Here is a 19,915-nt window from a genome sequence, read left to right as displayed (position 1 = left end):
CGGAATGCTCGGCGAGTATGAGATCACCACTGTTGTTGCTGTTAGCGGGCACCGTCGCGGCCTTCCTGGCCGCGGGGGCGGTCCTGGTGTGGGCGATGCCCGAGCGCACCCCGGACGCCGCCGCCCCGATCGAGGTGGTGGTCGGGGAGTCCCCCGGCGCCATCCCCGCCCCTCCCTCCGACGAGGACGTCGTCGCTCCCCCGCCGCCGATCACCGACCACGACGGCGACGGGACCCGGGACGAGGAGGACCCCGACCACACCGGGACGCCGCCGGAGCCCTCGCCGACCCCCTCCGGAACACCGAGCCAGACCCCCGACCTCACCTGCGGTGACGGCGGCGGCGATGATGATGACGACGACTGCGACGACGACAGCGACGACGAGGGCGGCGACGATGACGACTGAGGGTCGTTTCGACGGGGACGCCCCGACCGAGGACCTCGGCGGCGTGGTCGGCAGGGGCGCCTGGGGCGCGTCCGCGCACGCCGACATGGACTCCACCATGGTCATGGTGGGACCCCAGCCGGAGGTGCCGCAGAAGCGGCGCATCCCCGCCAGACTCCTCATCATGGCCTGGGTCGTCCTGCTGATGGCCGCCGTCCTCGTCCTGGTCAACATCCTCACCTGGAGCGCGCTCACCGCGCGCAACGACGAGCGCGTCGACCGCGCGCTGTCCCAGGAGACCGGCGAGTTCCAGGAGTTCGCCGCCGAGGGAGTGGATCCCAACACGGGCGAGCCCTTCGCCGACCTGCCCACCCTCTTCCGGGTCCACCTGGAGCGCCAGTACCCCGATCAGGCCGAGATCCTGTTCGGCTGGGTGGAGGGATCGGGCTCCGCAGGGGGCGCGGGCGCGGCCCCGGACGCCGCGGCCCAGGACGGACGCATCCGCCAGGGCCAGGAGCCGCCCTTCGACGTGTCCGCGGAACCCGCGATGGTCGCGGAGATCCTGGAGGCGCCCGGGGCACGCGGAACCCTGGACACCCCGGCGGGCCCCATGCGGTGGGAGAAGGCCCGCGCCCTGCCTCCGGACGGCGACGCCGCGGGCGAGGGGTGGTTCGTCATCGGCTACTTCACCGAGGCCGACGACGACACGGTCACCTCCACCACGCAGACGATCGCGCTGGTCAGCCTGGCCGGGCTCATCGCCGCGAGCACCGCGGCCTGGTGGGTGGCGGGCCGCTTCCTCGCGCCCGTGCGCCTGGTCCGACAGGCCGCCGCGCACATCACCGAGGAGGACCTGACCCGGCGCATCGACGTGTCCGGGCGGGACGACATCGCCGCGCTCGCCGAGCAGTTCAACAGCATGCTGGACCGTTTGGAGGGCGCCTTCACCGCCCAGCGGCAGTTCGTGGACGACGCCGGGCACGAGCTGCGCACGCCCATCACCATCGTGCGCGGCCACCTGGAGCTGATGGGCGACGACCCCGAGGAGCGGCGCGAGGTCCTGCGCCTGGTCACCGACGAACTGGACCGGATGAGCCGGATCGTGGAGGACCTGCTGCTGCTCGCCAAGGCCCAGCAGCCCGACTTCCTGCGCGAGGAGGAGGTGTCCCTGGCCGAGCTGACCAGCGACATCGACGCCAAGGTGCGCAGGCTCGGCGACCGCGACTGGCGCCTGGAATCGCTGGCCGAGGGGGTCGCCCGGCTCGACCCGCAGCGCGTCACCCAGGCCGTGGTGCAGTTGGCCGCCAACGCGGTGCGGCACACCGCTCCGGGGTCCACGCTGCGCGTGGGCTCGGGGTTCAGCGGCGACGACGTGCTGTTCTGGGTCGCCGACCAGGGGCCCGGCATCCCCGCCGAGGAGCACGGCCGGATCTTCGAGCGCTTCTCGCGGGGCAGCGGGGCGGCCAGGGGGGACCGGGGCGCCGGTCTCGGCCTGGCCATCGTCCGCGCCATCGCCGAGGCCCATCACGGACGGGTGGACCTGCGCTCCGCGCCGGGCGTCGGCTCGACGTTCACCCTCGTCATCCCCACCGGAAAGAGGTTCGTGTGAGTCGCATCCTCATCGTCGAGGACGAGGAGCGGATCGCCTCGTTCGTCCGCAAGGGCCTGGACGCCAGCGGGTTCACCACCACCGTGGTGGGCACGGGGGCGGAGGCCGTGGACTACGCGGTGACCGGCGGCTTCGACCTGATGCTGCTGGACCTGGGCCTGCCGGACACCGACGGGTTCGACGTGCTGCGGCGCGTGCGCTCGCTGGGCGTGGACATCCCCGTGGTCATCCTGACCGCGCGCGACGGCGTGCGGGACACGGTGACCGGCCTGGAGATCGGGGCCGACGACTACGTCACCAAACCGTTCCGGTTCGAGGAACTGCTGGCGCGGGTGCGGCTGCGGATGCGCAACGAGCGCCCCACCGAGCTGACGGTGCTGCGGGCGGGCGGTCTGGCCCTGGACCTGCGCACGCGGCGGGTGGCGGTGGAGGAGACGTCCGTGGACCTGACCGCGCGCGAGTTCTCCCTGCTGGAGCTGCTGATGCGGCACCCGGGCCAGGTGCTCACCCGGCAGCAGATGCTGTCGCACGTGTGGGGTTACGACTACGACCCCGGGTCGAACGTGGTGGACGTGTTCGTGCGGGCGCTGCGCCGCAAGGTGGGCGCGGAGCGGATCGTGACCGTGCGCGGGATGGGATACCGGTTGACCGGGTGAGACGGGCGTTCCGGGAGGCTCCGGTGGCCTGTGTGACCCGGGCTGCCCAGTCGGCCCCACGCCCTGGGTGATCCGTGTGTCCCGGGCGGCCTACGTGACCCGGGCGGCTCTGGATGGCCGGGGTGCTCCGGGACGGGAGAGCTCCGGTGTGCGGCGGGCGACGTTCCGGTGACGAGGGGGCGGAGGTGTCGGTGACACCTCCGCCCCCTCGTCCGCGCCTCGGATGACCGGCGCGTGACGAACATGAGGGTTCCCTCATCCACTCCTCATGGGATCCTCACCGCCCGTCCAGAGGATGAACACATGTTCTGGTTCGCACTGGCGGTCAACACGACCGCGATCATCGTCCTGTCCTACGCCATCTACTTCCGCCGCCACGGTCGGCGCGACCTGCTGCTGGCCTACGTGGCCCTCAACACCGGCATCTTCGCCGTGGTGTCCATGCTGACCAACCAGGAGGTCGGTCTGGCGGTCGGCTTCGGTCTGTTCGGCGTGCTGTCGATCCTGCGCCTGCGGTCGGACCTCATCAGCCAGGGCGAGATCGGCTACTACTTCACGGCGATCGCCCTGGGCCTGGTCAACGCGGTGGCGGCCCCGATGCCCTGGGTGCTGCTGGGCCTCAACGCCCTGCTGCTCACCGGCATGTACGCCGCCGACCACCCGCGCCTGCTCTCGCGGCACGAGCGCCGCATCCTGACCCTGGACGTGGTGCACGAGGACCCCGTGGCACTGCGCCAGGACCTGGAGGCGCGGCTGCGCGGACGGGTCACGAAGATCGAGGTCACCGAGGTCGACTACGTGCGCGACCTGATGATCGTGGACGTGCGGTTCCAGGCGCCCCGGATCGCGTCGGTTCCGGGCCCCGGTCGGGGGTTCGGGCAGGGCCTCGCCTCGATGACGGGACGGACGGGACGCCGGTGAGCCTCTCCGTCCTCGCCCCTGTGGAAGCCCCCGTCACCGTGGAGACACCCATGACCCTGGACGCCCTCAGGCCCGCGGGGACGCCCGCCCCGGCGGACGTCCCCTCCCCGGTCCTGGCGGCGCTGCGCCCGATGTCGCTCGCCGAGATCAACCAGCGCGCCGCCCTGGTGACCCGGACCTGCCGCAAGTACCTGGTGCCCGCCGAGCTGCTGGAACCGCTGTTCGCGGGCGCCGGGGACCGGTTCGGGGTGCTGACCATCGACGGGCAGCGGGACTTCCGGTACTCGTCCACCTACTTCGACACTCCCGACCTGCGGACCTTCCACGACCACCGTCAGGGGCGGCGGGTGCGCTTCAAGGCCCGGACACGCACGTACGTGGACACGGGGACGCGCATGTTCGAGATCAAGCTCAAGGGCGCGCGCGGGATCACCGACAAGACGCGGATCGCCTACACGGGGCCGCCGGACCGGATGACCCCCGAGGCCCGGCGGTTCCTGGACGACACCCTGCTCTCGTACGGCATCGAGGCGCCGGACGTGCTGGCGGCCAGCGCGGTGACCGACTACCGGCGCACGACGGTGGTGGCCTTCTCGGGTGAGGAGCGGGTGACGGTGGACACCGGCCTGGTCGGCTACCGGGCGGGCTGGTCGGTGCGGATGCGCCCGGAGGCGGTGCTGCTGGAGATCAAGACGCGCGGCGGGCTCACCGCGACCGAGCGCAGGCTGCACGAGTACGGGGTCCGGGAGGCGCGGTTCACCAAGTACGGGGCGACGGTGGCCGCGCTGGAGCCCCGGCTGCGGGGCAACCGGTGGCACCGGGCGATGGGCGCGTGCCTGGACCATCCGGCGCCGTGCACCCTGGAGCGGGCGCGGGTGGGGACCGCGCCCGTTCCCTGACGGGGCCGACGACCGGGGCCCCGGAGCCCGCCCGCACGGGAAACGGCCCCGGCCCCGCCACGGGAGTGGACTGGGCGCCGGACCTTATGCGCGAACACTTTCAATTCCGGCATGAGGGATTTTCTGGGTAGGGCCAGCAGTTAGCGCTGGCCCCTTTTTCATGCCTGTTGAGCTGGCATTACAGCATAAGAAAGAAGTTTTTTCGCCTGCTTCGTGGGAAACATGCTCCGCCCGAACAGGCGTGCCCTAATCTGGCTGCGACCACACAACTGAACCCACACGATGACCCCGCAACGGTTAAAAGCCGTTCGGGGCCGCGGCCAGCAACATCCACCTCTTTAGACACAAGGAACTTGCCAGCATGCGCCAGTTTAGCGCTGCCCTTCTCAGCCGTGCCCTCGGCCCGCTGATCGCCTTCCTCTCCGCCCCCTGCGGACGCCACTCCACGGTGGCCGTTCGCCGCCGACGACGCTCCTCCCGCGTCCGCCGTTACGTCCCCGCCTCCGCCTCCCCGTCTGGCACCTCCCCGCGAGACCGTTCCGGCCGAGGACATCGCCCTGGTCAGGCCCTACTTCGCCGCTCACGAGCGCCTGCGCGCCTCCACGCCCCGTGCCTCGGCGCCGCGCATCCCGGCACAGCGCGACTCGGCACCCCGCGCCCCGCGCCTCGGCACCCCGCGTTCCCGCGCCCCGGGTCCCCGAACTCGCCTCCGAGACGGAGGAGGTCCGGCGCGCGTTCGCCCTCGCCCTCGAACGCGCCGCAGCCCTGCGCCAGCAGTGGCGGAACGACCCCGGCGGCGACCTGCTCGGCGCACCCGCCCTCCACTTCGGGGTGGTCAGGACCACCAGGTCCCCCGTGCGGGAGGAGCTCCGCGGGCTGACGCACACGTGGCTCGGCCAGCAGCGCCAGGCCACGCCCGCGTGACCTCTTCCCCTCCCGACAGCACCGACAAGGAGACGTATGCCCAGCCGAGCCCACGAGATCCCACTGCGGATCATTCAGAACCAACCAGCCCTGGCCTCAGTACTACTCAAGGAGTCCCTGGGATTCGACGTCCCCCACCACACCGAGGCGCTGCCCACCACCTCAGTCCTCACCAACTGCGATCCGAAGGAGCTCAACAGCGACGGAGCCACAGTGCTCCGCGACGGGACCCGCAACGTACTGGCGGTCGTCGTGGAACGCCAGCACGACCGGGACAAGGAGAAGCGGGCGAGTTGGCCCGCCTACCTGGTCAACCTGCACGTCCGCCTGGAGTGCCCCGCCGTGCTCGTCGTCCTGCCCTGACGACGCGATGGCGCGCTGGTGCGCCAAACCCATCAGCATCGGTCATCCCGACTTCGTGCTGAGGCCGTTGGTGATCGGTCCGGGCAACACTCCCGTCGTCACCGACGTGGAGCAAGCTCGTGCGATGCCCGAACTGGCGGTGCTGTCGGCCTACGCCCACGGGGACACCGACCCGCGCACCCTGAAAACGGTAGTGGAGGCGCTCGACTCCACTGCTCCGAAGAACCGCACGTTTTACTATGACTACGTACTGGCCGGTCTTCAGGAGGCCGCCCGGAAGGAGTTGGAGGGCTTGATGGCCTTGGACACCTACAAGTGGCAGAGCGACTTCGCCCGCAAGTACGTCCGTATGGGCCGCGAGGAGGGCCGCGAGGAAGGCCGTGCGGCTGAGGCCGCGAACAGCGTCCTGCTCTTCCTCGACGCACGCGGTCTGACCGTCTCCGACGAGGTCCGCCAGCGCGTCAATTCCTGCACCGACCTGGAGACCCTGCGGACGTGGGTCCTCCGGTCCACCAAGGTCGAACGCGCGGAGGACCTCTTCGACTGACACGTCCGCGATCAGCATGAAGGTTTCACGTGAAACCTCGCTGAGCTGCGAGAACGAGGCAGCCACCGTCCCGTATCCGATCGGGACGGTGGCCTGTCGCGACGTCCCTCCCGCTACCGGAGGGGCGTCACGCTCCTCCCAGACGTTACCGGGTCCGACTCCGCCGTCGACGGTGCCGGACCCGTCCTCGGACCGCGCCCCTCAGGAGGAGGCGCTCAGGTCCACCCGGCGCAGGAGCTGGGCGTTGAGCGCCACGATGATCGTGGACAGGCTCATCAGCACCGCTCCCACGGCCGGGGCGAGCACGATCCCGACCGGCGCCAGCACCCCGGCGGCCAGCGGGACGGCGACGACGTTGTAACCGGCGGCCCACACGAGGTTCTGCACCATCTTGCGGTAACCGGCCCCCGACAGCTCGCGGACCGCCACCACGCCGCGCGGGTCGTCCGAGGCCAGCACGACCCCGGCGGACTCGATCGCCACGTCGGTGCCCGCGCCGATCGCGATGCCGACGTCCGCCCTGGCCAGGGCTGGCGCGTCGTTCACACCGTCGCCGACCATCGCCACCCGGTTCCCCCTCGACTGGAGGTCGCGGACCACGGCGTCCTTCTGGTCGGGCAGGACCTGGGCGAAGACCTCGTCCAGGCCGAGCCGCTCGGCCACGGTGTCGGCCACGTTGCGGGCGTCGCCGGTCACCATCGCGACGCGCACACCCCGCTCCTGGAGCTGCCGGACGGCCGCCGCCGACTCGGGGCGGACCTCGTCGGCCAGCGCCAGGGCACCGGCCACCTCACCGTCCACGACCACGTGCAGCACCGTCGCGCCGCGCTCGCGCCAGGGCCCGGTGCGTCCGGCCAGGTCACCCGGCTCGGTGAGGCCGAGCGACTCCAGCAGGGACGGGCCGCCCACGTGCACGTCGGCGTCCGCGACCGAGGCACGGACACCGCGCCCGGTCAGCGACCGGAAGCCTGTGGCGGCGGGCACCGCGCCCGCCTCCCGCGCCGCCCGGACGATCGCCCTCGCGAGCGGGTGCTCGGAGTCGGCCTCGACCGCACCGGCAAGGGCCAGCACCCGCTCGGACGTGTGTCCGGAGGCGGCGGCCGTGTCGGTGACGGCGGGGGCGCCCCTGGTCAGGGTGCCGGTCTTGTCGAAGAGCACGGTGTCCACGAGGCGGGTGCGCTCCAGTGCCATGCGGTCCTTGACCAGGATGCCGTTGCGGGCGGAGACGGCCGTGGAGATCGCGATGACCAGCGGAATCGCCAGACCGAGGGCGTGCGGGCAGGCGATGACCAGAACCGTCACGGTGCGTTCGACGGCCTCGGTGGCCTCGCCGAGCAGGGTCCACACTGCGGCGGTGAGCACGGCGGCGACCAGGGCGAACCAGAACAGGAGGGCCGCGGCCCGGTCGGCGAGCGCCTGCGAGCGGGAGCGGGACTCCTGCGCCTCGCTGACGAGCCGCTGGATACCGGCCAGAGCGGTGTCCTCGCCGACGGCGTCGACGCGGACCCGGACGGCGGAGTCGGTGGCGACGGTCCCGGCGACGACGCGGTCGCCCTCCGAACGGGTGACCGTGCGGGACTCGCCGGTGATCATTGACTCGTCCATGGCGGCGCCGCCCTCGACGACGGTGCCGTCGGCGGGGACGCGCCCGCCGGAGCGGACCAGAACGGTGTCGCCGGTGCGCAGGTCGGCGACGGCCACCTCCTCGACCCCGCCGTCGGCGCCGACCCTCTCGGCGCGGTCGGGCAGGAGCGCGGCCAGGGCCTCCAGGGCGCCGGACGCCTGGCCGAGGGCGCGCATCTCCAGCCAGTGGCCGAGGAGCATGACCACGACCAGTAGGACCAGCTCCCACCAGAAGTCGAGTTCCATGCCGACCACGCCGAACGTGGCGAGCATGCTGGAGCCGAAGGCGACGGTGATCGCCATGGCGACCAGGGTCATCATGCCGGGCCTGCGCTCGCGGAGCTCTCCGACGACGCCGGAGAGGAAGGGCCAGCCGCCGTAGAGGTAGACGACGGTGCCGAGGACCGGCGGCACCCAGGTCAGCGCGGAGGGGACCTGGTAGCCGAGCCAGCCGGAAACCATGTGGCTGGTGAGAACCACGGGAACGCTGAGCAGCAGGCTCCACCAGAAGCGGGTCCGGAACATCGCGGCGTGATCCCCGTGGCCACCATGACCCCCATGGCCTCCGTGACCGGCGTGCTCACCGTGGCCGGGGGCGTCCCCGTCACCGGCGTGCTCGCTGTGCACAGAGGCACCGGTGTGCACAGTGTGCGTTCTGTGATCGGCGTGTCCCTCATGTGCCGAGGGGCCCGTGTGCCCGGCACGTCCATCGGAGCCTTCGTCCCGCCCCCTGTGCCCGTCGTGGCCGTGCGGTCCGTGTTCACCTGCGGTCATGTCGTTCTCCTCCTCACTCTCGCAACATACCCGGTAGGGGTATATACGGGACAGGCGCTCGCCTCGTCGGCGTGTCACTACGAGCAATATACCCCCAAGGGGTATTCCTACAAGGGACGACGGCCCTCCCCCGGTCATTCGGCGCTCCTGGTCCGGCGGCCCCCGACACGGGTTCCCCGCCCGCACCCGCCGGAGGAAGCGGGGCGGCCCGCACCCGGAGCCGGGGCCGGGTGCCCAGCACGGTGCTACCCGGCACAGCACCGCCCAAGACAGTGCCCCCGGTACAGCCCCGGTACAGCGCCACCCCTCACGGCACCTCCGCGCGGGTTCCCTCCGGGGGTACCGGGGTAGGCCGACGCCGAGTGGACCTGGAGGGACCATGGCCGGACGCGAGATCGACGAACGCGGGCTCCTGAGCGGCCCGAACACCACCGAACGCCCCCGTGCCACCAGCACGGCGGTCTACACGGCCCACTTCGACGCACCGCCCGACCGGGTGTTCGCGTTCTGCACGAGCGAGTCGGGGCTGAAGGACTCCATGCCCGGCGGGGTACGCGTCCTGCGCTGGCCCGAGGCGGGCTTCGCCGAGGGTGAGACGATGGTGATGCGCTGGCGCCTGGCCGGGATCCTCCCCGTGCGCTGGGTCGGCGTCATCGACTCCTTCGAGGAGGGCGACCACTTCACCGACCTCCAACTGCGCGGCGTGTTCCGGTACTTCCGGCACACGCACACGACGGCACGCGAGGGCGCCGGAACCGCCTACACCGACCGGGTGGAATTCGCCAGCTTCTTTGGTCCCATTGTGGACAGAACCGTACTAAGGTTTGCGATGGACCGGATGTTCCTCCAACGTCTGGCCCGCATGCGGGAACTGGTGGAGGCCGGGGCCTGACCGCGGGGAGCCCTCCCGGCTTCCCCCGTCGGCCCCGCGAATCCGCCAGCGTCCCCACCAGCACGTACGCGGATGCGTCGACACGTCGGCGTACCCGGCTCCGTCCCGGACGGGCGTCGGGGCCGTGGACAAGCGCGGCGCCCGCCGGACCGGGTCCGACGGGCGCGGTGCCACGGGTGGGAGAGCGGTTCAGTCCCTCGCGGGAAGCGCGCCGTCCCTCTCCCCGTACCAGGGCCACCACTGCGTGGTGCGCCCGGACGGGATCATCCGGTCCAGCCGGATGGTCACCCTCAGCGCGAAACCGCCCGCGATCATCCCCGCCATCAGATCCGTGAACCAGTGGAAGTGCAGGTAGATCGAGACGATGGACTGGAGCAGGGCGATGGCGACGATGCAGTACGCCAGGCGCCGGATGATGTGCGGCCGGGCCGCCGCGAACCGGATGATCAGGAAGAGCACCAGGCCGTAGATGAGGATCGCGTTCGCCCCGTGTCCGGACGGGAAGGCCACGTTGCCCGGCCCCATGAAGAAGTCGGGGTCGAAGTCCTTGGCGTGCCCCCGGTTGATGGCCAGCTTCATCACCGACACCAGGGACATCATCCCCACGACGCCGACCGCGCCCAGCACGATCGGACGCCAGCTGCGATGCCAGTAGGCCAGTTGGAGCGCGGTGACGCCCAGGACCGGCAGCGCGACCGCACGGGAGGCGACGGTGTCCGGCCAGAGGATCATGGGTTCGCGGAGCGTGTCCCAGTAGGGCCGGGGCAGCTCGTTCAGGAGGTTGTCGACCGGGTGCAGCGGACCCGCGGCCAGCATCGTCATGACGATCAGCGCCACGGCCAGCATGATGGCGATGCGGTCCGACGCGATTCCCCACGCGATCTCGCTCACACTGGGCCATCGGACCGGGCGCACGACGGGCCGCCCCGGGTCGTACACGGTGGTACGCACCATGGGAATCGGCCCGCTGTAGGGCCCCGGGAGCGGTGTCGTCCGCTCTTGCCTGTCGTGTGGCTCGGTCAACTGCCTCGCCCGTGGATGTCGTCGTGTCCTCGAAGAGTGCGTCATGTGCTCAGTGCTGTCTCACACGTCGTGGGCTTGCCTGTGGCACTTGTGAAGCGTGGGGGACGGGCTAGCCGTGGTTGCTGGAACTGATCTGACGTCCTCAGCGCCGACTCGGGGTGGACATGACGGAGAGTTCGATACTTTCCGCCCACTCCGTTCGACGACCGTTCCTTCGGGCTGGTTCACTACGTCGTGACCGGCCTCTGAGCAGGATCGGCGTCCAAGGAACAAGGGGGTCGACAGTGGCGTCTACAGTGCACCGGGCGCTCGGCCCGGTTCAGGTCGGCGCAGGTCAGGGCACCTCATCGAACTCCTCGTCGTTACGTGCGTCACGCTCCGTGCAGCTTTGTGTGAATATTGCCGACAGATGAGCCTACCCGGACAGTTCCCCCCGTCGGTGGTGTGGTGGCACACGTACGTCCGCCACCACCTCGGACTTTGCCCCACGCCCCGGCAGTGGTCGACGACGGTTCACCGCCATGCGACCTGTTCGTGAGCCTTCTGTTAGCGGTTCGAGGCCTGCTGTCCGGTTGACCCGCGGGTGTGTGGCACTCTTCAAGGAGCTTGTACGACGCTGAGTGAGCCGGTCCGCGCACGGGCCGTGTGCTGGACGTGGAACGGAAGGGCCCTGGATGGTCGACCTGCCCCAGCTGCCGGATGATCCCTCGAAGCTGGCCCGCGAGCCGCTCAGGGAGCAGATCCGGCAGGTACTGGTCGAGGGCCTGTTGTCCGGTCGCTGGCAGCCCGGCGAGCGGATCGTGGAACGCCGCGTCGCCACGGAGCTGAGGGTGAGCCAGGCGCCGGTGCGCGAGGCGCTGCGCGAGCTGGAAACCCTGCGCCTGATCGAGACCGTCCCCAACAAGGGCGCCCGGGTGCGGGCCTTCGGGGTCCAGGACATGGCGGAGATCTACCCCGTGCGCGCCGGGCTGGAGCTGGTCGCGGCGCAGCTGGCCGCGCCCCGGCTGGCCGCCGACCCCTCCCCCCTGGAGCGGGAGGTGAAGGCGCTCCAACGAGCCACCGCACAGGGCGACGTGTCCGAGCAGATCCGGCACAGCGTGGAGTTCCACCGCGAGGTGGTGCGCGCCGCCGACAACAGCGTGCTGCTGCACACCTGGGAGTCGCTGGGCGTGGAGGTGTGGACCGCGTTGTCGGTGCGCTGGCTGAACATGGAGCTGCATGCCAAGGCCGCCGACCACGCCCAGATCACGCGCGCCTTCATCGAGGGGGACCCCTCGGTGGGGCAGATGCTCAGCGACCACGTGCTCAACTACGTGGAGGCGGCACTGAAGTCCCACGAGAGCACCCGCTGACCCCTGGGCCCCCGGCCCCCGCCCCGCGACGGCCCGTCCGCCCGTCCGGTCCGCGCGTCAACCGCCCCGCCCCGGCCCGTCCGGCCCCGGCGGCGGCCCCGCCGATCCCTCCCGGCCCGCGAGGACGCGGTGACCTGCCCCGCCACTCCGAAACCGGACGTTCTGACATAGAGTTGTATTGATCGATCATCGATCAGACCGTAGAGTGTGCGCGACACACGTCACACACGAGCGGGCCCCTCCCGGGCAAGCGGAGTCGTTCATCCGGCCGGTGGACGAACCCGTGCGACCGACACCGCCGCGCCGGACCACGGACGCATATGCGGGTGCAGACCGGGAAGCAATGCGGCAGGGGTTCTGCGGACAACTGCACACGAGACCCCACCAGCGCTTCGTGTCCGGGGGAGGGCGAGCCACCCTCCTCCGGAACGCGCCCCGCAACAGCCACAGAGCGCCGCCACCGCATGAGCCGGGTGGCTGCGCACGCCACGGTCGCACCCGACAGCGCGGCCACGGCGGGCCTGGTACCCCGGTCCACAGACCCGGGGCCCCAGGCCTTCTCGTACGTAGAAAGGCACACCATGGCTGACACGGCCAAGCCGAAGGGCCGCACCGCCAGGTCCTCAGGGACCCGGCGGCGTACCACCCGCAAGGACACCTCCCCCGGCCTCGCCGACGAGAAGCCCGACACCCTTCTCGACTACTACCGCCAGATGCTGTTCGTCCGGCGGTTCGAGGAGCGCACGGCCCAGGCCTACACCCAGGCCAGGATCGGCGGCTACTGTCACCTCAACCTCGGCGAAGAGGCCACGGTCGTCGGCCTGATGACCGCCCTCCAGGAGCGCGACTACCTGTTCACGAACTACCGTGACCACGGGTACGCGATCGGCAAGGGCATGGACCCCAAGCGGGTCATGGCCGAGCTCTACGGGCGCGTCGACGGCGTGTCCAAGGGCTGGGGCGGCTCGATGCACATGTACGACACCGAGACCCGCATGCTCGGCGGCTACGGCATCGTCGGCGGGCAGCTGCCGCTGGCCGCCGGTGCCGCGCTGGCCGTCTCCTACCGGGGCGGCGACGAGGTCGTCATGTGCCAGATGGGCGACGGCACCACCAACATCGGCGCCTGGCACGAGACCCTCAACATCGCCAAGCTGTGGAACCTGCCGATCGTCTTCGTGGTGATCAACAACTTCACCGGCATGGGCACCACGGTCGACATGTCCTCCGCCGAGCCCGACCTGTACAAGCGCGGCGCCGCCTTCCGCATCGAGGGCGAGCGCGTGGACGGCCGCGACGTGCTCGCGGTCCGCGACACCGCGTCCAGGCTCATCGAGCGCGCCCGCGAGGAGCAGACCCCGTTCCTGCTGGAGGCGTGGAGCTACCGGATGAAGGGCCACTCCGTGGTCGACCCGGCCAAGTACCGCACCGACGAGCAGAAGGACGAGGCCCGGTCGGAGGAGAACGACCCGATCGCCCTGTTCGACGCCAGGCTCGCCGAGGAGGGCATCCTCACCGACGAGCTGCGCGAGGAGATCGCCGCCTCCGTCAAGGCCGAGGTCACCGAGGCCGCGGAGTTCGCCGAGAACAGCCCGCACCCGGAGGTCTCCACGCTCTTCGACTACACCTACGCCACCCCGGTGCCCAACGAGTCCACCCGCATGCCCGCCGACCCGGTGTTCGCGGAGTAGGGAAGGAACCCACATGTCTGTGATCACTTACCGCCAGGCTCTGCGGGACACCCTTCGCGCCGAGATGGTCCGCGACGAGAACGTCCTCGTCATGGGCGAGGAGATCGGCGTCTTCGAGGGCTCCTACAAGATCACCGAGGGCCTGCTCAAGGAGTTCGGCCCCCGCAGGGTCAAGGACACCCCGATCGCCGAGGAGGGCTTCGTCGGCGCGGCCGTCGGCGCGGCCATGCTGGGCCTGCGCCCGGTCGTCGAGCTGATGACGATCAACTTCTCGCTGATCGCCATCGACCAGATCATCAACCACGCCGCCAAGATCTACGGCATGTTCGGCGGTCAGACGAGCGTGCCCATGGTCATCCGCACGCCCGGCGGCGGCGGCCAGCAGCTCGGTGCCACGCACTCGCAGAACATCGAGCTGTTCTACTCGTTCATCCCCGGCCTGAAGGTGCTCGCTCCCAGCACCCCGGCCGAGGCCTCGCAGATGCTGCGCGCGGCCATCCGCGACGACGACCCGGTCCTGTTCCTGGAGAACCTGGGCCTGTACAACTCCAAGGGCGAGGTCCCCGAGGACTACGCCGAGCCTTCGAACGACACCGTCGCCACGATCGGCCGCGCCAAGGTCACCCGCGAGGGCAGCGACATCACCCTCATCGGCTACTCCCGGATGGCCATGGTCGCGACCCAGGTCGCCGAGAAGCTGGCCGAGGAGGACATCGACGTCGAGGTCGTCGACCTGCGCAGCCTGCGCCCGCTGGACCGCCAGACCTTCGTGGACTCGGTCAGGAAGACCGGCGCCGCGGTGATCTGCGAGGACGACTGGCTGACCTACGGGATCGGCGCGGAGATCGCCGCCTCGATCCAGGAGGGCGCCTTCGACTACCTCGACGCCCCGGTCCGCCGGGTGGCGATGGCCGAGGTGCCCATGCCCTACGCCAAGCCGCTGGAGACGGCGGCCCTGCCGTCGGTCGAATCGATCAGCACCGCCATCAAGGAGACCCTGAGCGCCGTCGGCAAACGGGTCGGGTAGAGGGAGTTTCAAGCATGAGCGAGATCCAGATGCCGCGCCTCTCCGACACCATGGAGGAAGGCGTCATCAGCACGTGGGTCAAGAACGTGGGCGACAAGGTCGCCTCCGGTGACGTCCTGGTCGAGATCGAGACCGACAAGGCCGTCATGGAGTACGAGGCCTACGAGGACGGCTACCTGGTCAAGCAGTCCGTCTCCGAGGGTGAGACGGTGCCGATCGGCGCGGTCATCGGCGTGATCGGCGACTCCCCGGACGCGGTGCCCGAGGACTCCGGCGACAGCGGTTCGGAGCCCGAGGCCAAGCCCGAGCCCGCCGAGGAGGAGCAGGGCGGGAAGGCGGAGGAGATCCAGGAGGCCGCCGAGGGCACCGAGGAGGCGGAGGGGTCCGAGGAATCCGCCCCGGCCTCCGGCGACGAGGCCGCGCGCCCGCGCACCTCCCCGCTGGCCCGGCGTCTGGCCAGGGAGTACGGCCTGGACATCAACAGGATCCAGGGGTCGGGCCCCAAGGGCCGGATCGTGCGCGCCGACATCGAGGCCGCCCGGGAGAAGGGTTCCTCCGCCGAGGAGACCGCTCCCGCCGCGCGGGCCAAGGAGGAGGCCAAGCCCTCCGCCGAGCGGGCCGCGTCCGCACCGGCCTTCGACGACGGCCGCGCCTCCGAGGAGCTCAAGGTCAGCAACGTGCGCAAGGTGATCGCGCGCCGCCTGACCGAGAGCAAGCAGACGGTGCCGCACTTCTACCTGCGCCGCACGATCGACGCGGAGGCGCTCAAGGCCTTCCGCGCGCAGATCAACGAGCAGCTGTCCAGCACGGGCGTGAAGGTCAGCTTCAACGACCTGATCGTCAAGGCCAGCGCGACGGCGCTGAAGCTGCACCCGGCGGTGAACACCTCGTGGGTGGACGACAAGCTGCTCCAGCACCACCGGGTCAACGTGGGTGTGGCCGTGGCCGTGGACGCCGGACTCGTGGTGCCGGTGCTGCACGACACGGACAAGGCGACGCTGTCGGAGATCTCCACGCGCACGCGCGAGCTGGCGGGCAAGGCCCGTGACGGCAAGCTCAAGCCGCAGGAGATGAGCGGCGGCACGTTCAGCGTGTCCAACCTGGGCATGTTCGGCGTGGACAGCTTCTCCGCGGTGATCAACCCGCCGGAGGCGGCCATCCTCGCGGTCGGCGCGATGCGCCAGGAGCCGGTGGTCGTGGACGGCGAGGTCGTCGTGCGCAACCGGATCTCCCTGGAGCTGTCGGTGGACCACCGCGCGGTGGACGGCGCCGTGGGCGCCGCGTTCCTCAAGGACCTCGCGGAGATCCTGGAAGAGCCGATGCGGATCATCCTGTAGCGTCTGGCGCTCGGTACACGCGACGCCCCGGTCGGAAACGGCCGGGGCGTCCGTCGTTCCCGGACCCGCGCGTCCGGACGGGCACGGCGGGTCCTGTCCACAGCCTGTGGACGAACGGACTCGGAGACATGCCGACGAGTCGACACCGCGACGAACCGACAGGGTGCCAGAGTGACAGGGCGGCGCTCCCACCGCTCCGGCACCGGCGTCCCCGGCGTGGCGGCCACCGCTGTCCACAGCCTGTGGACGGGGGGATCGAAAGCCCCCCGTTCCCTTCGGTACGCGCCGGTTCCGTCCCGTTCACCGCCTCCTGCCATGATCGTCGCGAACCGAACGGCACGTGGGAGGAACCATGACGAAGACACAGGGCGGCACCGAAGACGTCGTGGGGCTCGCCCGCCGACTTCGGGGACTCTCCCCCGGGAAGTGGACCGAAGCGGACCTGCGTGCGACGGCCGACCGCCAGGGATGGGAGTGGGTCGACGGCGAGCAGGAGCCGCGGCTGCGCACCGAGGAGGGCTTCGGCGAGGCCCGGCTGCGTCCTGTGGACGAGTTCATGGAGATCCACGCGACCACGGAGGAGTACGCCGGTCTGCACTTCCTCGTGAAGGAGGTGCGGGGCGGGGTCAGGGAGCACGTCGAGGCGTTCGGGCAGGTCGCCGAGAGCCTCCGTGACGCGTTCGTCCAACCCCACGTCCTCGGGGCCGACGACACCTCCGCCTCCTTCCACGACGACGTCCCCCACTGGGGCGCCCCGTTCATGCGGTGGAGGGGACGGGAGAACAGTCTGGAACTGCGGGCGGGCACCGAGGGTCCCGTCCTGTCGCTCCTGCCCAACGACCCGGCCGAGGGGTGGTTCTGGTACAACCGCGAACACGGGGCCGGGACCGTGGGCGGGTTCATCGGCACCCGCCCGGTCAGGGACAACGCCGGTATGTCCTTCGCGGGCATCACCCGGCACACCGACTGGAAGGGGTACGGCAGGCTGCTGGCCGACTCCCTGCGCACCCTGCCCGCCGAGTTGACCGCCCTGGGCCTCTCGCGCTCCTTCGGTTTCCACGGCCGGGTCCCGGGCACGGACGGCCCCTGGGTCTTCCAGTTCGAGCTCGGTGAGCACGTGGAACTCGGCCTGGACGACGCGGTGGTGGACCTCTTCGGCCCGGAGTCCCCCACGCCGGAGGAACTGGGGTGGACCAGGGCCACCGAGGAGCGCCACCGCCGCCAGGACATCGCCTACCACTCGCCGAGGTACCCCTACGACGAGGTCAACGGGGTGCGGCTGGCGATGATGGTGATCTAGGCCGCCGAGGCGCTCGGTATCCCCTCCCCCTCGGACCTGTCGCTGACCGACTGGGCCGACCACGTCAAGTTCCCCTCGGAGGACGGGTCGAACGACGATTACCGCGTCGTCGACTACGGACTCGCCGTGACGGCCAACCCCTGAACAGCGATCCGCGTGCGCGGCGCCCCTGCCCGGAACGGCCGGGGCGCCGCCCGTCCCGCCAGCGTCGTCGAGCGTCATGTACAGGCCAGGTTGGAGCGACAGAGGATCCTGGAGGGTGTGCACCCGGCCAAGCTGTACGCGATCCTCGACGAGGGCGCCCTACGCCGAATGGTCGGCGGACCTGGCGTCATGCGTGAGCAGCTTCAGCACCTCATCAACTCGGCCACCAGGCACAACGTGGATCTCCGAGTGCTTCCCTTCTCGGCAGGCGCCCACTCCGCGATGCTCGGCTCCTTCATCCTTCTCGACTTCGAGGACCCGCTGGACCAGACACTCGCGTTCACCGAGTCGGTCACTACTAGGGCGTGTATCGAGTCGTGATCAATCTGCTGGATCCGCCGCGGCGGCCAGGGCGGATCCGGTAGTTCGGAGCACATGACACGCGCGCAGTTGACCGACGAGGAATGGGCCTACGTCCAGCCGTTCCTGCCGATCGGCGAGTACGGCCCGTATCCCACACGGCTACGACAGCAGTTCGAGGGTGTGCTCTGGCGATTCCGCACGGGAGCACAGTGGCGGGAGATGCCCGCCGAGTTCGGCCCCTGGTCCACCGTGCACAACCGGTTCCGGCAGTGGCGGGACGCCGGGGTCTTCCAAACCCTGCTGGAGGGTCTGATCGCGACGGCGGCCGAGCGGGGCCGGGTGGACTTGTCGCTGGTCAGCGTGGACTCCACCACGGCCCGAGCCCACCACGATGCGGCCGGTATGCACCTGGACGCCCACACGCTCGCCGCCCTGGAGAAGGCCGCCGCCGAAGAGGAGAAGGCCCGTTTAAAGGGGGCGACGAAGAAGGACGAACCGGACAGGGCGCCGAAGGCGAAGCCGAGCGGGTCGAACGCAGGCGCATCCGAGGGCGCCGCAAGCTCCGGCTGAAGGCCGCCCTGCTCGGTCGCTCGCGGGGCGGACAGACCAGCAAGATCCACGTCGCGGGTGAGCGCGGGTGCCGACCGCTCGTGCTCACACTGAGCGCGGGTCAGGCCGCTGACAGCCCGCAGTTCATACCCGTGCTCGGCAGGGTGCGGGTGCGCGGACCGATCGGCCGTCCCCGCACCCGGCCGGACGCGGTCGCCGCCGACAAGGCGTACTCCTCTCGCAAGAACCGCTCCTACCTGCGCAGACGCAACATCAAGGCGGTCATTCCGGAGAAGAGGGACCAGGCCGCCAACCGGAAGAAGAAGGGCCGACGGGGCGGCCGCCCCGTCACCTACGACGCCGACCTGTACAAGGAGCGCAACACCGTCGAGCGGCTGATCAACAAGCTCAAGGCGTGGCGCGGCATCGCCACCCGCTACGACAAGACCCCCGAGAGCTACCTCGCTGGTCTCCATCTCCGCGCTTCCATGATCTGGATCAAGGACCTCATCCGAGCCGATCAATGATCACAACTCGATACAGGCCCTAGCCTGTTCCTAGAGGAACCCCATCAGATCGAACGGCACAACGACGTGTACGGGCACCTACAGGGCTCGGCACTTCTGCCCGGCCCATCGGTGGAGTTCATCGAACAGCTGTTGCGTGACGACTACACGTAGAAGGACATGAGTGATACCGATGTTCGACCTGGCGTTCCGCAAGTCCTCTTACAGCGCTAACGCTCAGGCGTGCGTAGAGGTGGCGGACACACCGACCCTCCACGCGGTCCGTGACTCCAAGGCGCCGGAGCAAGCGCCCCTCATGTTCGACCGCACCGAGTGGCAGGCCTTCATCCGAGGCACCAAGATCACCCACCTTTGACCACAGAACCAGCAGTCCCCGTCCGCCGACACCGGGCAGACGGGGACTTCGTCGTCCACAGGCGTGCTGGCCGGTTCCGGACACGTGACGTGGACCCCCACAGCGGCTGGGCACGGAATCGATATCCCTCCCACCAGGTATGACAGGTGTCCGCCTGCCCTCAAGAGGCCTTTCATAGTGATTGGACCTTCTTGTGCCGTCTGCGACATCATTCGACAACGCAGAGGAATCGACTTACAGCGCCCCCGCAACCGAAGGAGAGCCACTTGTCGGCGTGGAACATCCAGCCCTCGGAGGTCAGCGCGATCCTGACGAGCGTCTCCGGTCATGTGGGCGACGAGGAGGGCACCGAAGGACTCACCAGTCACATGCGCTCCCTGGAGACCCACCTCAACGAGGCCAACAGCGGGGCCGCCAGCGACCCCATCGGCATGGCCCTGGCGGAGTTCGCCGACCACTACTTCGGCGAGATCGGTGACATGGTCGCCATCTCCTCCAGCGCGGTCACCGGAGCGAGCGACGCCACCCTGTACTACGTGAACGGAAACCTGGAGATGGCCGCCGAGTCCCAGGCCAACGCCGGAAAGATCCCCGAACCGGCGGACGGCGCCGGGGGCGGCCAACCCGTCAGCCCCTACTGAGCGGACCGCCAC

The 19,915-nt window shown here is 70.2% G+C and carries 17 protein-coding genes and 2 pseudogenes; 17 read left to right on the top strand and 2 right to left on the bottom strand.

Annotated features, from left to right (window positions below; translation table 11 throughout):
- Positions 1–17: 17 nt before the first annotated feature.
- The 7 genes and pseudogenes from FYW99_RS05825 (at position 18) to FYW99_RS33045 (ending at position 6,305) form a co-directional block, all read left to right on the top strand.
- Positions 18–407 carry a hypothetical protein gene (locus tag FYW99_RS05825; RefSeq protein WP_150250937.1) on the top strand — a complete coding sequence of 130 codons (390 nt, stop codon included), beginning with the start codon at positions 18–20 and terminating at the stop codon, positions 405–407.
- The gene (locus FYW99_RS05820; protein ID WP_150250936.1) at positions 397–1,995 is read left to right on the top strand and encodes a sensor histidine kinase; all 1,599 of its coding nucleotides are present in this window, start codon (positions 397–399) and stop codon (positions 1,993–1,995) included. The genes FYW99_RS05825 and FYW99_RS05820 overlap by 11 nt, the downstream gene beginning before the upstream one ends.
- Positions 1,992–2,651, top strand: a complete 660-nt coding sequence (locus FYW99_RS05815; protein ID WP_017562850.1) for a response regulator transcription factor — start codon at positions 1,992–1,994, stop codon at positions 2,649–2,651. Before FYW99_RS05820 ends, FYW99_RS05815 begins: the two co-directional genes overlap by 4 nt.
- A gap of 303 nt (positions 2,652–2,954) precedes the next feature.
- On the top strand, positions 2,955–3,572 hold the full coding sequence (locus FYW99_RS05810) for a DUF4956 domain-containing protein (RefSeq protein ID WP_150250935.1): 618 nt from the start codon (positions 2,955–2,957) through the stop codon (positions 3,570–3,572).
- A gap of 50 nt (positions 3,573–3,622) precedes the next feature.
- Positions 3,623–4,471, top strand: a complete 849-nt coding sequence (locus FYW99_RS05805; RefSeq protein ID WP_150250934.1) for a polyphosphate polymerase domain-containing protein — start codon at positions 3,623–3,625, stop codon at positions 4,469–4,471.
- A gap of 609 nt (positions 4,472–5,080) precedes the next feature.
- Positions 5,081–5,395, top strand: a complete 315-nt coding sequence (locus tag FYW99_RS32185) for a hypothetical protein (RefSeq protein WP_223838774.1) — start codon at positions 5,081–5,083, stop codon at positions 5,393–5,395.
- 36 nt (positions 5,396–5,431) lie between these two features.
- A pseudogene (locus tag FYW99_RS33045) lies at positions 5,432–6,305 on the top strand (hypothetical protein).
- Between the two features lie 201 nt (positions 6,306–6,506).
- Here the strand turns inward: FYW99_RS33045 and FYW99_RS05790 are convergent.
- Complete coding sequence (locus FYW99_RS05790) at positions 6,507–8,453, bottom strand: heavy metal translocating P-type ATPase (protein WP_150250933.1); 1,947 nt, start codon at positions 8,451–8,453, stop codon at positions 6,507–6,509.
- Positions 8,454–9,081: 628 nt separating this feature from the next.
- On the opposite strand from FYW99_RS05790, the gene FYW99_RS05785 reads away from it, so the two are divergent.
- On the top strand, positions 9,082–9,594 hold the full coding sequence (locus tag FYW99_RS05785) for an SRPBCC family protein (RefSeq protein WP_150250932.1): 513 nt from the start codon (positions 9,082–9,084) through the stop codon (positions 9,592–9,594).
- Positions 9,595–9,783: 189 nt separating this feature from the next.
- On the opposite strand, the gene FYW99_RS05780 is transcribed toward FYW99_RS05785, so the two are convergent.
- Positions 9,784–10,548: a phosphatase PAP2 family protein gene (locus tag FYW99_RS05780; protein WP_150250931.1), complete on the bottom strand. Its 765-nt coding sequence runs from the start codon at positions 10,546–10,548 to the stop codon at positions 9,784–9,786.
- Between the two features lie 743 nt (positions 10,549–11,291).
- Between FYW99_RS05780 and FYW99_RS05775 the strand changes: the two genes are divergently transcribed.
- From FYW99_RS05775 to FYW99_RS05735, 9 genes and pseudogenes are all read left to right on the top strand, one after another.
- Positions 11,292–11,969, top strand: a complete 678-nt coding sequence (locus tag FYW99_RS05775; RefSeq protein ID WP_150250930.1) for a GntR family transcriptional regulator — start codon at positions 11,292–11,294, stop codon at positions 11,967–11,969.
- Between the two features lie 581 nt (positions 11,970–12,550).
- Positions 12,551–13,660, top strand: a complete 1,110-nt coding sequence (gene pdhA, locus FYW99_RS05770; RefSeq protein ID WP_150250929.1) for a pyruvate dehydrogenase (acetyl-transferring) E1 component subunit alpha — start codon at positions 12,551–12,553, stop codon at positions 13,658–13,660.
- 13 nt (positions 13,661–13,673) lie between these two features.
- Positions 13,674–14,687 carry an alpha-ketoacid dehydrogenase subunit beta gene (locus tag FYW99_RS05765; protein ID WP_150250928.1) on the top strand — a complete coding sequence of 338 codons (1,014 nt, stop codon included), beginning with the start codon at positions 13,674–13,676 and terminating at the stop codon, positions 14,685–14,687.
- Positions 14,688–14,701: 14 nt separating this feature from the next.
- Positions 14,702–16,024: a dihydrolipoamide acetyltransferase family protein gene (locus FYW99_RS05760; protein ID WP_150250927.1), complete on the top strand. Its 1,323-nt coding sequence runs from the start codon at positions 14,702–14,704 to the stop codon at positions 16,022–16,024.
- 352 nt (positions 16,025–16,376) lie between these two features.
- Positions 16,377–17,324: a hypothetical protein gene (locus FYW99_RS05755; protein WP_223838772.1), complete on the top strand. Its 948-nt coding sequence runs from the start codon at positions 16,377–16,379 to the stop codon at positions 17,322–17,324.
- Between the two features lie 156 nt (positions 17,325–17,480).
- Positions 17,481–17,849, top strand: a complete 369-nt coding sequence (locus tag FYW99_RS05750; RefSeq protein ID WP_223838771.1) for a DUF5753 domain-containing protein — start codon at positions 17,481–17,483, stop codon at positions 17,847–17,849.
- 54 nt (positions 17,850–17,903) lie between these two features.
- Positions 17,904–18,907 (top strand): annotated as a pseudogene (locus FYW99_RS05745) (IS5 family transposase).
- A 172-nt stretch (positions 18,908–19,079) separates the two neighbouring features.
- Positions 19,080–19,262: a DUF397 domain-containing protein gene (locus FYW99_RS05740; protein WP_150250926.1), complete on the top strand. Its 183-nt coding sequence runs from the start codon at positions 19,080–19,082 to the stop codon at positions 19,260–19,262.
- A 266-nt stretch (positions 19,263–19,528) separates the two neighbouring features.
- On the top strand, positions 19,529–19,903 hold the full coding sequence (locus FYW99_RS05735; protein WP_150250925.1) for a DUF6507 family protein: 375 nt from the start codon (positions 19,529–19,531) through the stop codon (positions 19,901–19,903).
- Positions 19,904–19,915: the final 12 nt, after the last annotated feature.

Source organism: Nocardiopsis deserti, from assembly GCF_008638355.1.
Classification (GTDB): Bacteria; Actinomycetota; Actinomycetes; order Streptosporangiales; family Streptosporangiaceae; genus Nocardiopsis; species Nocardiopsis alborubida.
Note: the sequence above shows the minus strand (reverse complement) of the source record. Positions and strands in the feature narration are given on the sequence as shown.

Excerpts from the sequence above, each read along its gene's own strand:
- FYW99_RS05790 (WP_150250933.1), bottom strand. The coding sequence starts at position 8,453 with ATGTTCCGGACCCGCTTCTGGTGGAGCCTGCTGCTCAGCGTTCCCGTG.
- FYW99_RS05810 (WP_150250935.1), top strand. The coding sequence starts at position 2,955 with ATGTTCTGGTTCGCACTGGCGGTCAACACGACCGCGATCATCGTCCTG.
- FYW99_RS05740 (WP_150250926.1), top strand. The coding sequence starts at position 19,080 with ATGTTCGACCTGGCGTTCCGCAAGTCCTCTTACAGCGCTAACGCTCAG.
- FYW99_RS05755 (WP_223838772.1), top strand. The coding sequence starts at position 16,377 with ATGACGAAGACACAGGGCGGCACCGAAGACGTCGTGGGGCTCGCCCGC.
- FYW99_RS05825 (WP_150250937.1), top strand. The coding sequence starts at position 18 with ATGAGATCACCACTGTTGTTGCTGTTAGCGGGCACCGTCGCGGCCTTC.
- FYW99_RS05785 (WP_150250932.1), top strand. The coding sequence starts at position 9,082 with ATGGCCGGACGCGAGATCGACGAACGCGGGCTCCTGAGCGGCCCGAAC.
- FYW99_RS05765 (WP_150250928.1), top strand. The coding sequence starts at position 13,674 with ATGTCTGTGATCACTTACCGCCAGGCTCTGCGGGACACCCTTCGCGCC.
- FYW99_RS05760 (WP_150250927.1), top strand. The coding sequence starts at position 14,702 with ATGAGCGAGATCCAGATGCCGCGCCTCTCCGACACCATGGAGGAAGGC.
- pdhA (WP_150250929.1), top strand. The coding sequence starts at position 12,551 with ATGGCTGACACGGCCAAGCCGAAGGGCCGCACCGCCAGGTCCTCAGGG.
- FYW99_RS05780 (WP_150250931.1), bottom strand. The coding sequence starts at position 10,548 with ATGGTGCGTACCACCGTGTACGACCCGGGGCGGCCCGTCGTGCGCCCG.
- FYW99_RS05805 (WP_150250934.1), top strand. The coding sequence starts at position 3,623 with ATGACCCTGGACGCCCTCAGGCCCGCGGGGACGCCCGCCCCGGCGGAC.
- FYW99_RS05775 (WP_150250930.1), top strand. The coding sequence starts at position 11,292 with ATGGTCGACCTGCCCCAGCTGCCGGATGATCCCTCGAAGCTGGCCCGC.
- FYW99_RS05820 (WP_150250936.1), top strand. The coding sequence starts at position 397 with ATGACGACTGAGGGTCGTTTCGACGGGGACGCCCCGACCGAGGACCTC.